Origin of the sequence: Acinetobacter portensis (genome assembly GCF_009372215.1) — a bacterium.
Lineage (GTDB): Bacteria > Pseudomonadota > Gammaproteobacteria > Pseudomonadales > Moraxellaceae > Acinetobacter > Acinetobacter portensis.
The window spans coordinates 1-14,777 of sequence record NZ_LWRV01000109.1; the positions used below are offsets into that span (position 1 = coordinate 1).

Here is a 14,777-nt window from a genome sequence, read left to right on the forward strand (position 1 = left end):
AATCTTTGTGCAACAAAGCCATGCAGCAATACTACTCACGAATGCACCAAAAGAATGATAATCACCCACTGCTTCTATGGAAATTGGCTGCTCGATAAAAAACTCTTGCTGAACTTCAGGCTCAAGACGGATATTCCTAAATTTAAGACCAGAATTCACACCTGTTACGTTCATATCTTCAACCAAACCAGGAATTTCTGTTTCTTTAGGAAGTTGCTCTAATTGTTGATTAAAGTTTGCTTCCATTTCCTGTAATTGTCTTTGATATGCCTGCAAGTTTCTTAATGTAGAATCTTTGGCTTTAAATTCATTCAGTAAATTTTGTTCTTGAGCATTTGCATCTGAAATTTCATCCATCTTAGGTTTTAACAACAACATATAACCTAAAAAGATCATCCCAATTAAGATAAAAATCCAAACAGTTACCTTTACAGAAAGAGGCCAGCTACCAAAATTATTCGCATCTAAGGTATTCCACTGCTGTAAAAATTTATCTAAGTTAAACTTTTTCTTTTTCGCAATAGACGCTTCTTCAGCAATATCATCAAAGTCATTTAAACTCATTGTGCAACCTCCGATGTTGAAACTTCAACAACATTTTCTGCTGCCACCTCAGGCTGCACTACCGCTACAGCTTGAATTGATGGTTCATCTAAATCCGCAGTAACAACAAATGTTCCATAACCATCTTCTGGTCTTGGAACAACAGACTTTTGAATTTGAGATTGTTCAACACCTGCAATAAATGAATTCATAAACGCATTTCGATACCATGAAGATGCTTCCAAGTTTCTCAAAAATTCTGCAACTGCATTCGGGCTATCAGCTCGCCCTTCAAACATAAATTTATCACCTGAACGCGTAAAACGAGTGATATAAACATTAGTAGGTGTTACGCGTGCAAGCTCATCAATCAAGCGAACTGCAATTGGTCTTTGACTTTGCAAACCCTGAATAAGCTTCATCCGTTCAATAATTTGATTACGCTTTTCTTGCAAACCATCTAACGATTTTAATTGCTGATCCAAGTTTTGATTTGTACTCACAATCAGCTGATTTGCTTGCTCTTGATCACTTAATTTTTGATCGTAAAAAAACCATGTTGCCCCAACAAGCAAAGCCCCTAAAAACGCAACCCCAACACTTGCAGTAATAAATTGTTTTTTTCTCTTTTCTCTTAGCTCATCGCGCCAAGGGAGTAAATTAATCTTTGCCATTAATCAAAACTCCTCAATGCTAATCCGCATGCAACTAATAAAGATGGCGCATCACTTTCAATTTTTTTAATATCAATTTGGGGTGAGAAACCCATTTGTAAAAATGGATTCGCTGTCGTCACGCGATAACCTAGTTTTTGTTGTAATATTTTTGCAAGACCTGGAATATTTGCATTTCCGCCCGCCAACAAAATATGATCAATTTCATTGAATTGAGAAGATGAGAAAAAGAATTGTAGTGAGCGAGCTGCTTGCTGAATGACTGCATCAAGGAAAGGTTCTAACACTTCAGCATCATAATCATCTGGCAGCGTACGCGTTTTTTTCGCTCTACCAGCTTCCTCAAAAGACAAGCCATAACGATTTTGAATTTCTTGGGTTAATTGCTTCCCACCAAAAACCTGTTCGCGGTTATAAATAATTTTATTGTCTTGAAGCACAGATAAGGTTGTCATCGTATGCCCGATATCTAAGATCCCAATAGTAATCGTATGCCCGATATCTAAGATCCCAATAGTATTAGCACCCATTGGTAAAGTATCAGCAAAAACTTTGAATGCATTTTCAATTGCAAAGTTTTCAACATCTGCAATTTTAGGCGTTAAACCGCCTAACTCTACTGCTTCGCAGCGCATTTCCACATTTTCAACACGCGTTGCTACAAGCAATACATTGACACGGTTTGGGGTAGATAATCAGTCTGGCAATACTTCAAAATCCAAACTAACTTCGTCTAATGGGAATGGAATATATTGCTCAGCATCCATACGAATTTGAACTTCACGTTCATCACTCGACATATCTGCATCCATTTCAATGATCTTCGTAATAACCATTGAAGTTGGAATTGCCAAAGCAGCACTATCAATACGGATGTTAGAAATACCTAAAGCTTTCTCAATGGCATCACCAACAGCTTCTGGGTTTAAGATATTTTTTTCAACAACACTTCCTTCTGGCAACGGCACAAGTGCATAGTTTTCCACCCAATACCGACCATTTTTTACAGAAAGCTCTAATAACTTAACAGAAGTAGAACTAATATCCACTCCAATTAAGCCTTTACTTTGTTTACTATATAAACTGCGCACTATAGTGTTCCTATTATTTTTCTTTCCCCAAAAAAAATATAACTTACTAATTGATGACGGTCTATTATTATTAACGTATACAATAACTCATCTAACAATCGACATCCTTAAAGGATATACTGACTATCAATTAGTTTGCCATTAGCCCTTATTAAAACTCACTTGTTATGAAAAAGCTATCTTGTTCGGGTCGTGTTCATCCATTTTTTTTGTTAATAACCATACTTTTAGCCGTAATCCCTATGGGATTTTACGGTATGTATCTATATATTGCGCCCTCTTTACCAGAGATGATAATTTTACAAAAAGCACCATTACTCAAGCCCTTACAGGTATTCAGCGCAGATAATGAGTTAATCGCAGAATATGGTGGCAAGCTCTCTATCCCTATGGAATATAATCAAATTCCAAAAAAATTCACCTATGCATTTCTTGCAGCAGAAGATTCTTCATTTTTTGAACATAGTGGGATTAGCTTTAAAGGCTTAGGGCGGGCTGTAAGTGAAGCTGTAATTGGTTCAAATGTACAAACAGGTGGTTCAACCATCACCATGCAAGTGGCAAAAAACTACTATTTAAGCCCTGAACGAACCATTAAAAGAAAATTAACCGAAGTATTCTTAGCAAGAAAAATTGAAAAAAATCTCACAAAAGAAGAAATTCTGACACTTTATGTCAATAAAATTTTTCTGGGTAAAAATGCATATGGTATTGCCGCCGCTGCCAAAATCTATTACAACAAAAGTGTAGCTGAGCTTACTATTGGTCAAATGGCCATGATTGCAGGCCTACCCAAAGCACCCTCTAAATACAATCCTGTTGCAAACCCTGAAAGAGCCTTAGAACGTCGTAACTGGATTTTAGGACGTATGCTACAACTGGGTTATATTAATCAACAAGAATACCAATCAGGAACAGCTGAACCAATTAACCTCAATATGCCTGACCGAAGTATCAGCAACAAATTCCCCTACGTCGGAGAAATGATTCGCTCAGAATTAATTGAAAAGTTTGGTGAACAAGCTATTGATTCAGGCTATAAAATTTACACAACTATTGATAGTAAACGTCAAACCTATGCAGAACAATCTGTACAAGAAGGTCTAGAAGCTTATGACCGTCGTCATGGTTGGCGCGGTGCCGAAGCTCACGATAAACCACTTACAGAATTTTCAGCATTTGCAAATACTTATCCATCAAAAGTCACAGCTGTAAGTCACTCCAGCTTTGATGCCATCATGCAAGATGGCAGTACGGTTACAGTCAATTGGTCAGGTATGTCATGGGCAAGCCCTTATCGTGGTGCGAATAGCATTGGTCCTGCACCAAGCAAGGCTTCTCAAATTGTTAAAGTAAATGATATTGTGCGTCTTCGACCAAATGAAAACAAAACAGCATGGTCGCTTGTTCAGACACCCAAAGTACAAGGTCAACTTATTGCGCTAAATCCAAATAATGGTGCAATTGAAGCAATTGTTGGTGGTTATAATTTTTATCAATCTTCATTTAATAGAGCAATACAAGGCTGGCGCCAACCCGGTTCAACCATTAAACCTTTCATCTACGCTTTAGCATTAGAACGTGGCATGACACCTTATACTATGGTTGATGATGCGCCTATCACTATTGGTAAATGGTCACCCCGAAACTCAGATGGACGCTATTTAGGTGCGATTCCTTTACGTCGCGCATTATATTTATCGCGTAATACTGTTTCAGTTCGACTCCTTCAACAAGTAGGTATTAGCCGTGCACGCCAACTACTAATGGATTTTGGTCTTCAAGAAGATCATATCCCAAGTAACTACACCATTGCTTTAGGTACACCTCAAGTATTGCCTGTTCAAATGGCAACAGGTTATGCAGCATTTGCAAATGGCGGTTTTCGCGTTCAACCACATTTTATTAATCGCATTGAAGATGCTTACGGTAAAGTCATTTATCAAGCCAATCCTGAATATGCGTGTATCTCTTGTATTGACGAAGACACGATTACTTCCGCAAATGTAGCAACCCCTGATGATGAAGTGATTGAAGCGATTCACAAAAAAAATCCACCATCAAAAACAAGTTCTACTCGGAAAAATGCAGATCAATACCGTCAAGCACAGCGTATTTTAAAATCTAGTTCTGCTTTTGACATGGCAAATATCTTACAAGATGTAATTGTTCATGGTACAGGTAGAGCGGCCCTCAGTATTGGCCGTGGTGATTTAGCAGGTAAAACAGGTACAACGAACGATGCAAAAGATGCATGGTTTGCAGGCTTTAACGGCAAATTAGTTTCTATTGCGTGGGTTGGTTTCGACCAACCAACCACATTAGGTCGTCGGGAATATGGTGGTGTTGCTGCACTTCCTATTTGGACTAAGTTTATGGCGAATGCATTAAAAGGCACACCTGAAGCTTGGGTTCGTTTAGACAATAAAAATTCAGCAACCGTGCATGAAAAGCTTGATAAGCCAACAAGACCCATCGATCGTTCTACTCCGCCATTGGCAAGACCTGTGTATCGCCCTGCTCCTACCCCTGTCGTATCTACACCAGATCGAGATTTTGCAGACTTACCTGATACGGTGCTAACACCATCTCAGAAAGCGCCACCAGCTCTCAACAAACCTGAGACTAAACAGCCCAATACTAAAAAGGATGCTTTAGAAAGTTTAATTGACCAAGTTCAATAAGATTTAATCAGGAATAAAAAAGCCCTCAATTGAGGGCTTTTTTATGTGTCAAATTTTACTTTTTTTGAAATACATAAATTTGGAATTGTGCCTTAAGTTCCAATTGTTCTAATTGTTCCAACGCCTCACGACGCTCAGGCTTCGCTTTATACGCATAAGGTGTCATAGCAACCAAGTTCTTCAAATCTTGTTGAGCAAGTACAAATGGAGCATCTACAACAGTATCTTCAACCAAGTTAAAAGTATCAGCCAATTGCTCTACAAATTTATGTGACTCGTGCGGTTTTACTTCTTCAAAAAGTGCTTCACGCATTGCATATAAATGTTCAGTTGCAGGCGTAACCACCATTAAATATGCATTTGGTTTAAGAACTCGCAAAATTTCTTCTTTAGGAATAGGGCTAAATAAGCTCGTGCATAAATCAATTGAATCATCCAATACAGGTAAAGTCGCACCCGTTCCTACAATCCATGCGACATCTTTATTGAGCTTTGCTGCCACTTGAACTGCATTTTTAGCAATATCCACACCTACACATTGCATCACTTCTGCTTGCATTGCATTGGTGTAGTAGCCTTCACCGCAACCAATATCGAGTAAGTTTTCGATACGTAATTCTTGAATTTTTTTAACCACAGCTTGCTGTAACGGCGCATAAAAACCGGCACTTAAAAATGCACGACGTGCTTGAACAGACTCTGGTGTATCACCTGGATTTTTACTATGTTTATGCTGTACAACATGTAAATTTACATAGCCTTGTTTAGCCATGTCATAACTATGATTACTCTCACAGCGCCAAGTTCTGTCAGTAAGCAAAAGTGCCTTTCGACATACAGGACACATTAGTAGATTCATCATTTTCTCCAAAAATTTCACAATAAAAAAAGCCGGCAAATGCCGACCTTTTCTATGCAATTTGCTTAACGCAATTTTAAGGTCATTAAGCCTAAAACTACTAGCATAATTGTAATAATCCAGAAGCGAATAACAACTTGTGTTTCACGCCATCCTTTTTTCTCATAATGGTGATGCAATGGCGCCATAAGAAATACGCGCTTATTGCGCATTCTTAACGAACCAATTTGTAAGAATACTGAAATTGCTTCCACCAAGAATACACCCGCCATAATCGCAAATACGATTTCTTGACGAACCATCACAGCGATTGTACCAAGCATTGCACCTAAAGATAACGCGCCTACATCACCCATAAAGACTTGTGCAGGATGTGCGTTAAACCATAAGAATGCTAAGCCAGCACCAATCATTGCCGCGCAAATTACAACAAGTTCAGAGGTATATTTTACATAAGGAATATGCAAATAATTGGCAAAACGAGCATCACCAGATAAGTATGCGAACACACCTAAACCTGCGGCAACAAGAACAATTGGCATGATCGCAAGACCATCTAAACCATCTGTTAAGTTCACTGCATTTGATGCGCCATTAATCACGAAATAAGTAAAGACAATAAAGCCAATACCTAAAGGAATCATAGACAATGGAATGCTGATATCTTTAAAGAATGGAATCAAAACATTCAGCATATTTGCTGTATGCACAGGATCTGGCTGCTGTTTTGCAATAACATATAATGCAATACCTGCACCAATTGAACCTACAGATGTCCAAAAGAATTTCTTTTTCGCAGGTAAGCCAGCGTTGTCTTTATAACGGATTTTAATCCAGTCATCTGCCCAACCTACAGCACCAAAAATCACCATAACGGCAAGTACAATCCATACATATGGGTTCGATAAATCTGCCCAAAGTAATGTTGAAATACCAATAGAAAGTAAAATAAGAACACCACCCATGGTTGGTGTACCCATTTTTTTCGCATGATTTTCAGGTGCATAAGAACTTACTGCTTGACCATATTTCAAAGCTTGAAGCTTACGAATCATAATTGGACCAAGTACCAATCCAATTGTGAGTGCAGTCAATACGCTTAGTAACGATCGCAAAGTTAAATATCGTACAACTTGGAATGAGCTGTGGTAGCCCGCAAGCTGTTCAAATAGCCATAACAGCATTAGAGTTTCTCCATCAAGTCAGCCATCAACGTTTCCATATGGGTATAACGAGAGCCCTTAAACAGGAAACTCATGGACTGAGGCTGATGTGTTTCGACTAGACCAATTAAAAACGGCAAAGCTTGTTCTTGAGTCAAGAATGCCTGAAATTTTTTACCATATTGTGTACTACGTGCGCCTTCTTGTGAAGCAGGTGCAAATTCCCCTACCGCTATAACAAAATTAACGCCTTTGGTAGACACCAAATCACGACCAAGCATGTAATGTTGCTGTGCCGCTGTTGCACCTAATTCACCAATATCACCAATCACCATCACTCGAACACCGTCTTGCTGTGCTAAAACTTCAGCCGCAGCGCGCATAGATGTTGGGTTTGCGTTATATGTATCATCAATAAATAAGTGCTGTTTCTGCTGAATAAAGTTTAAACGACCTTTTGCCCCAGTCGCCTGCTCTAATCCAATCACAATATCATCTAAGGCAATGCCAATAGATAATGCAAATGCTGTAGCAGCCGTTGCATTTTGAACATTATGTTCACCTGCAAATGGCAAGTGAATCGTTTTATTGCCTTGAGGGGTATTTAAGGTAAAAGTAGACGATTGTGCTTGCAACTCAATATCTGTTGCAAAAACATCACCACCCAAACCAAAACTCAAAACTTGTTCAGTTTGTACTGCTTTACGAATGTCTTCTGCAAAGTCATCTGCCGCAGGAACAATAGATGTACCTGATTTTGAAATATGTGCATAAATTTCAGATTTAGCACGGCAAATACCATCACGCCCACCAAATTCGCCTAAATGTGCAGTACCAATATTGATAATACCTGCAACATGAGGTTGAACTAAATTCGATGTGTAATCAATTTCACCTTGATGGCTTGCACCCAACTCCATCACTGCATATTGATGCTCAGCTCGAAGCTCCAACAACATCATTGGAACACCTAAATCGTTATTTAAGTTTCCGCGTGTAATGAGCGTTGGCGCTAAGCGAGATAAAATACTGCCTAACATTTCTTTGGTTGTGGTTTTACCACTACTACCCGTTAAAGCAATGACTTTTAGCTGTGAATTTTGAGCACGACGATAAGCACCTAAAGCACCAAGTGCTAAACGCGTATCTGCAACAACCCATTGGCAAATATTAGCCTCAACAGGATGACTAACAATCGCAATTTCACAGCCTTGCTCTGCAACTTTGGCAACAAAATCATGTGCATCAAAACGTTCACCTTTTAATGCTAAAAAGGCATCACCTTTTTCAGCATCACGTGAATCGGTTAATACACGTTTAATTTCACCTTGCGGTTCTTTGCCATTATGCCAATGACCTTGTGTTGCTTCTTCTAATTGTTTCGCTGTCCACGGCTCTAAAGGCACGGTACTCGTTGTCGATGTATGCATGATCTTTCCTATTGAGCTGGATATGCTGAATCTGAATGATGGTGTTGTGCATCAATTGCAGATTGAACTTCAACAACATCATCAAACCAATGACGAACACCATCAATTTCTTGATAGTTTTCATGTCCTTTTCCTGCAATCACCACAATATCGCCATCTTTTGCATTTTTCACTGCAAATTTAATCGCTTCACGGCGGTCATGAATTTCATGCACAGTGTGATTTTCAAATTGAATGCCTGCTTTCATATCGGCAAAAATTTGTTCAGGATTTTCTGTTCTTGGATTATCCGACGTAATTAAAGCAATATCTGCATGATCTAATGCTGCTTGTGTCATAAGCGGACGTTTACCACGATCACGGTCACCACCACAGCCAAACACCGCCCATAAATTTTGAGATACGTGACGTTTCAAAGTTTGTAAAACTTGAATAAGTGCATCAGGCGTATGTGCATAATCGACCACAAATAAACGCTCTGCATCACGAAGTACTTGCATACGACCCGGTGCACCTTTCAGTTGTGGTGCAACCACAATTAAATCTGCCAATGCAAAACCTGCTTGCTCCGCTGCAATTAAACTCGCCACAATATTTTCAACGTTAAAATGACCCAGTAACGGGCTATTTACGTCAAATGTGCCTTGTGCTGTAACAAGTTTAAAGTTTGCACCGCTTAAGCTGTACTGAATATCTTGAACTTCGTAATCAGCAGATTGCGTTGTTGAATATGTCAAAATTTTCGGTTGAGCAGGATTGGATTTTGCCGTATCAATCATGATATTTGCATGTTCATCATCAATGTTAATAATCGCAACTTTTAAAGATTCGAACTTAAATAAGCGTGATTTTGCTTCTGCATAAGCTTCAAGCGTACCGTGATAATCCAAATGGTCACGACTTAAATTGCTATATGCTGCAATTTCAATATCACAACCGTTTAAACGACCTTGCTCTAAACCATGTGAACTTGCTTCAATTGCAGCAAACTCTGCACCTTGTTGTGCATATTCATGTAGCGCATTTTGCAAATGTAATGCATCTAATGTGGTATGAGATGACGCTTCCAAGTGAGGTAAAATACCATTCCCTGTTGTACCCATCACCGCACATTTTTTACCTTGCAACATCAATAATTCAGCAATTAAACGCGAAATTGTGGTTTTACCATTTGTGCCTGTAACAGCAATAATTCGCGCTAAATTCAAAGGCTGAGTTGCAAGTAAATATTGTTTTTCCCACTGCCCCATCAAATGACGCACGTTTGGAATCACTATATTATTTTTTAAACCTAAATCGCTTTCCGACACAACTGCAATTGCACCGTTATTTAATGCTTTTTCCGCAAATTCTACGGTTTTTTCAGGTTGTGAAAACGAAGTCAGGGCAATAAATATTTGCCCTGTTGTCACTTTACGACTATCGAGATTAAACCCCTGAAATGTTTGAGTCATCCATTCAGCGGGTTGATCTACGCTATATAGCTCTTGAAATGTAATCGACATTCATCACCTATTTACTGAATTTTGGGAGCATCTAAGGGTTTATCTAAAGGTACGTTCATTAAACGTAAAGATTCTTGCATCACACGTGCAAAAACTGGGGCAGCAACCAAGCCACCATAATATTGTCCTTTCGGATTTTCCACGACCACAACCATCGCTAAGCGTGGATCGCTTACAGGTGCCATACCTGCGAATAAAGCACGATAATCTGACTGAGAATAGCCTTTACGATCTGCACGCAACTTATGTGCTGTACCTGTTTTACCTGCTACACGATAGCCCGGAATATCAGCTTGGCGTGCCGTACCACCTGGCAAAGTTACCGCTTCCATCATCAGCAACACTTGATCTGCAATTTTCGGATCAATCATTTGCTCACCTTTCGGGTGTTCTTCAAGTTTATACAAACTTAAAGGCATTTTTTTCCCTTTATTGGCAATCATGGCGTAAGCATCTGCCAATTGAAGCACTGTTGCATTTAAGCCGTAACCATATGCCATGGTCGCAACTTCAGAAACATTCCATTTATTTTTCGGTAAAATTAAACCTGCGCTTTCACCGGGGAATTTCACGGCAGAACGCTCGCCAAAACCTACACGTTTATAAAACGTAGGTAATGTTGAATAAGGTAAAGAAAGTGCAATTTTTGCAACACCCACGTTAGATGACTTTTGAATAATGCCACCCAAAGTTAAAGCGCCATAATTATGTGTGTCGCGAATCGTATGATTACCTACTCGCATAGAACCTGGCGTGGTATTAATGACCGAATTTGCTGTAAATTTACCACTTTCTAAAGCCATAGAAATGGTAATAGGCTTCATGGTTGAACCCGGCTCAAAAGAATCGACTGCACCACGGTTACGCATAGCATCTTTATTTCCCAAACCTTTTTTATCGTTTGGATTATAAGATGGCCAACTCGCCATTGCTAAAATTTCGCCTGTTTTCACATCAACAGTAATTGCAGTTGCAGAACGTGCATTATTGGCAACACCTGCTGCGGTTAACTCACGATACATAATGTACTGTAAGCGTGAATCGATACTCAGGGTAATATTTTCGCCCGACTCCACTTCTTTAATGATTTCAGGATCTTTTACACGATTACCGCGCTTATCACGAATAACCTGTTGTTCACCATCTTTACCCGCTAAACGTGAATTTAATTGCATTTCTAAACCTTCAATCCCCATCCCTTCACTATTGGTTAAACCAATAATTTGTGCATTAGGTTGAGGTTGCGGATAGTAGCGCTTGTAATATTTTTCTGTGTAAACCGCTTGGAATTCACGTTCTAGAATCAAATCTGCTTGCTGTGGCGGTACTTCTTTTTTCAATATTAGATAACGAGAACGAGGACGCTCATTCATTTTTTTACGTAATTCAGCACGATCCATTCCAACAGCATCAGCCAATTCATCTAAATTCAGATTTTTATCTGGTAATTGGCGCTTTAATTTTCTGTCATTTGGATTTTTTACAAGTTCTGCTGAAGTTTCATCGTACAACTTTTTAGCATCAAAATAATCACGTGGATCGATCACAATTTTCATGATAGGTGTACTAATTGCAAGGGGCACACCATGGCGATCGTAAATTACCCCACGCATTGCTTTAACAGTATCTGTTCTTAAAATTTTTGCATTTGCTTTATTTTGTAAAAAGTCATGGTTTACAATTTGTACATAAAATGCACGCCCAACCAATGCAATGAAGCAAAATAAAACAACACCCCACATTAAATAGAAGCGCCACATTTCAACACTTACTGTAGCTTTACTTGTAATCGACTGTTGTTTTTTACGTGTTTGTCTTTTTCGTGGATCTACCATTGAAAGCCAGCCTATTTTTTGTTTTCAGTCGAAGTTGGTAAAGAAATTACAACGGTTTGTGCTGCAGGAGGAGAATACATACGAAGTTGAGTTACCGCACGTGTACCAATTTGCGCAGTGGCACCAAAAGTTTGCTGTTCAATAAGCAAACGCCCCCACTCCGCATTTAAGTCATCACGCTCACGGTAAAAAGAGCTCAATTCACGATAATCATGACGATATTGAAAGACCTGAAGTACAACCATGATTGCACTTGCCATAACCAACAACAATAGTATTGCGTAAGCAATACCTCGTTTTAGACGTAAATTTTCACCCTTATTTTCAACAATTTCTGTTTTCATTATTCGCCTTTTAAAGCTAATTTTTCTGCTACACGCAACCAAGCACTACGTGAACGAGGATTTGCTTTAACCTCTTCATCACTTGCACGAATACGTGAAATTTTCTTTAATTTTCGAGTATCTTCACGCTCTTGTGGATAGCCCCACCCTGTATCTTCCGCTAAAGTTGATTCTTTTTGAATAAATTGCTTAATCAATCGATCTTCTAACGAATGAAAACTAATAACTGCCAAACGCCCTTCTGTTTTTAACACATCCATAGCTTGAGGCAAAAAAATCTCAATGTCTTCTAACTCTTTATTAATCGCAATACGTATCGCTTGGAAAGTACGAGTCGCTGCATGTTTATTCTTTTCCCATTTAGGATGGGCAACTTTTACAATTTCCGCTAGTTGTGCAGTTGTATCGATATATCCTGCATTTTTAATGGCTTTAGCAATACGACGACTATAACGCTCTTCACCATATTGATAAATTACATTTGCTAAAGCTTCTTCTTCAATATCCACAAGCCATTGCGCAGCAGTAGGTCCCTGAGAGTTATCCATACGCATATCTAATGGACCATCTTTCATGAAGCTAAATCCACGCTCTGCTTGATCGAGCTGTGGCGAAGATACACCCAAATCTGCCATTACACCATCAACCAAGCCAATTTCACGCTTTTCTAATTCTTGTTTTAAATCTGCAAAACTTGCATGGATGATTTTGAATCGTGGATCTTCTTTTTCAAGTTCTGCTGCGACAGCAAGTGCTTGTGGATCTTTATCAAAACCATAAACACGTGCATTTTCATCTAATTTTGAAAGTAATAAACGCGTATGCCCACCACGTCCAAATGTTCCATCAATATAAATACCTGTATTGCGTTCAGCGAGCAAAGCATCAATAGTTTCGTGAAGTAATACAGAAATATGCGACATAGTTATTCAAATAGAAAAGCTAAAAATATAACTTCACATTATTACCTTGTTTTAGCAAAGCTCCAAATGACTTTTTGTACTTAATTATTACTTTTCATAGAGAAAACCGTTTTAATCCCTATTCTTTATATTGCCTGATTCATTACTTTATTTTGCACTTTAAACCACAATACCTATGAAAAATCAAAAATAACAATAAAATACAACAAGATAAACCATAACACCTTATTCAAAATATATTAAAAAATACAACTGCATATTGATCATTATAAAAGTAAAAAAGCCAGTCTCTTTCAAGACCAGCTTTTTTTACTTTTTAACATAAATTCAAATTAGCGTTTCGAATTATAAATTTGATCGAACATTGCACCATTCGCAAAATGAGTTTGCTGTGCTTTTGCCCATCCACCAAATACTTCATCAATAGTGAATGTTTTTAATGTTGGGAATTGCGCTTTATATTTTGCTAAAACCTCAACATTACGTGGGCGATAGAAATGTTTTGCTGCCATTTCTTGACCAATTGGTGAATATAAGTAGTTGATGTAACCTTTCGCTAACCACTTATTACCATTTTTATCTGTGTTTTTATTCACAATAGCAACCGAAGGTTCGGTTAAAATTGAAATAGACGGATAAATGATATCGAACTTGTCTTTACCTAAAGTTTTTTGAGTAATTAAAGCTTCATTTTCCCAAGTTAAAAGCACATCACCAATGCCACGTTCAGCAAATGTTGTCATAGATGCACGTGCAGCCGAATCCATTACTTTTACATTGTGGTACATTTTACCCACGAATTCTTTCGCTTGAGCTTCATTACCATTCGGCTGTTTAAGCGCATAACCCCATGCCGATAAATATACCCAACGTGGTAAACCACCCGTTTTAGGATTTGGTGTAATAACTTCCACACCTGATTTAGTTAAATCCTTCCAGTCTTTAATACCTTTTGGATTCCCTTTACGAACCATAAATACAATTGTAGATGTATATGGCGCTGAATTATATGGAAATTCTTTTTGCCAATTTGCATTAATTTGACCAGACTTCACAATTTCTTCGATGTCATTTGCAAGTGCTAAAGTTACAACATCTGCTTTTAAGCCATCGACAACAGAACGGGCTTGTTTACCCGAACCACCATGAGATTGTTTAAAATTTACAGTTTGACCTGTTCTAGATTTCCAATACGCACCATATGACTGATTGAATTCTGTATAAAATTCACGCGTCGCATCATATGAAACATTTAGAAATTCACGATCGGCTGCTTGAGTTGCCGATGTTGAAGCCACACCCACCGCAATGAGCGCTGCACTAAATAATGCTTTGAATTGAGTTTTCATATTTAAATAAAATAGTTATCTATAATGATGCTAACTATATGAAGTAATTTCATAAATCGCAATTCTGATAATTCGATTTCATTTAACATCAATCATCCTAAAAAAATTAATACTTTGTTTTTATTATGAAAAAAATTAAAGCTGCTATATTCTAGATTTATAAATTTTTATGCATTTCTTATGAAAAAAAGCGAATAATATAATTATTCGCTTTTTCTTAATTCTTTTAACGTAGACAAATATTAGCTTTCGCTATTATTTTTTCTCAGTGTAGATTTGATCAAATATAGCACCATTCACAAAGTGTGTTTTCTGTGCTTTTGCCCATCCACCAAAAACATTACCAATAGTAAAAGTTTTGGTGGTGTTTCCAAAAG

At 38.1% G+C, this 14,777-nt stretch carries 11 protein-coding genes and 2 pseudogenes; 1 reads left to right on the forward strand and 12 read right to left on the reverse strand.

Annotated features, from left to right (window positions below; genetic code table 11):
* The 3 genes and pseudogenes from A6M14_RS13210 to A6M14_RS13220 form a co-directional block, all read right to left on the reverse strand.
* Positions 1–564, reverse strand: a 564-nt coding sequence (locus A6M14_RS13210) for a type IV pilus inner membrane component PilO (protein WP_152875687.1), incomplete at its 3' end; no start/stop codon positions are given.
* Complete coding sequence (locus A6M14_RS13215) at positions 561–1,217, reverse strand: PilN domain-containing protein (RefSeq protein ID WP_152875689.1); 657 nt, start codon at positions 1,215–1,217, stop codon at positions 561–563. The genes A6M14_RS13215 and A6M14_RS13210, both read right to left, overlap by 4 nt.
* Positions 1,217–2,308: pseudogene (locus tag A6M14_RS13220) on the reverse strand (pilus assembly protein PilM). Before A6M14_RS13220 ends, A6M14_RS13215 begins: the two are co-directional and overlap by 1 nt.
* Before the next feature lie 167 nt (positions 2,309–2,475).
* Between A6M14_RS13220 and ponA the strand changes: the two are divergent.
* Positions 2,476–4,992, forward strand: coding sequence for a penicillin-binding protein PBP1a (gene ponA, locus A6M14_RS13225; RefSeq protein ID WP_152875691.1), 2,517 nt, complete (start codon positions 2,476–2,478; stop codon positions 4,990–4,992).
* A 55-nt stretch (positions 4,993–5,047) separates the two neighbouring features.
* Here the strand turns inward: ponA and A6M14_RS13230 are convergent, their stop codons facing one another.
* The 9 genes and pseudogenes from A6M14_RS13230 to A6M14_RS14190 all read right to left on the reverse strand — a co-directional run.
* On the reverse strand, positions 5,048–5,851 hold the full coding sequence (locus tag A6M14_RS13230; RefSeq protein WP_152875692.1) for a putative RNA methyltransferase: 804 nt from the start codon (positions 5,849–5,851) through the stop codon (positions 5,048–5,050).
* A 65-nt stretch (positions 5,852–5,916) separates the two neighbouring features.
* Positions 5,917–7,035 (reverse strand): phospho-N-acetylmuramoyl-pentapeptide-transferase, encoded by a 1,119-nt coding sequence (gene mraY, locus A6M14_RS13235; protein WP_152875694.1) that lies wholly within the window; start codon positions 7,033–7,035, stop codon positions 5,917–5,919.
* Entirely contained in the window at positions 7,035–8,444 is a 1,410-nt protein-coding gene (locus A6M14_RS13240; RefSeq protein WP_152875695.1) for a UDP-N-acetylmuramoyl-tripeptide--D-alanyl-D-alanine ligase, read from the reverse strand. The genes mraY and A6M14_RS13240 overlap by 1 nt, the downstream gene beginning before the upstream one ends.
* Before the next feature lie 8 nt (positions 8,445–8,452).
* On the reverse strand, positions 8,453–9,949 hold the full coding sequence (locus tag A6M14_RS13245) for a UDP-N-acetylmuramoyl-L-alanyl-D-glutamate--2,6-diaminopimelate ligase (protein WP_152875696.1): 1,497 nt from the start codon (positions 9,947–9,949) through the stop codon (positions 8,453–8,455).
* 11 nt (positions 9,950–9,960) lie between these two features.
* Positions 9,961–11,784: a penicillin-binding protein PBP3 gene (ftsI, locus tag A6M14_RS13250; protein ID WP_152875697.1), complete on the reverse strand. Its 1,824-nt coding sequence runs from the start codon at positions 11,782–11,784 to the stop codon at positions 9,961–9,963.
* A gap of 11 nt (positions 11,785–11,795) precedes the next feature.
* The gene (gene ftsL / locus A6M14_RS13255) at positions 11,796–12,128 is read right to left on the reverse strand and encodes a cell division protein FtsL (protein WP_152875698.1); all 333 of its coding nucleotides are present in this window, start codon (positions 12,126–12,128) and stop codon (positions 11,796–11,798) included.
* Positions 12,128–13,051, reverse strand: coding sequence for a 16S rRNA (cytosine(1402)-N(4))-methyltransferase RsmH (gene rsmH / locus A6M14_RS13260; protein ID WP_152875699.1), 924 nt, complete (start codon positions 13,049–13,051; stop codon positions 12,128–12,130). The genes ftsL and rsmH overlap by 1 nt, the downstream gene beginning before the upstream one ends.
* A gap of 332 nt (positions 13,052–13,383) precedes the next feature.
* Positions 13,384–14,400 carry a sulfate ABC transporter substrate-binding protein gene (locus tag A6M14_RS13265; RefSeq protein ID WP_152875700.1) on the reverse strand — a complete coding sequence of 339 codons (1,017 nt, stop codon included), beginning with the start codon at positions 14,398–14,400 and terminating at the stop codon, positions 13,384–13,386.
* 255 nt (positions 14,401–14,655) lie between these two features.
* Positions 14,656–14,777, reverse strand: a pseudogene (locus tag A6M14_RS14190) (sulfate ABC transporter substrate-binding protein); the annotation flags it as partial.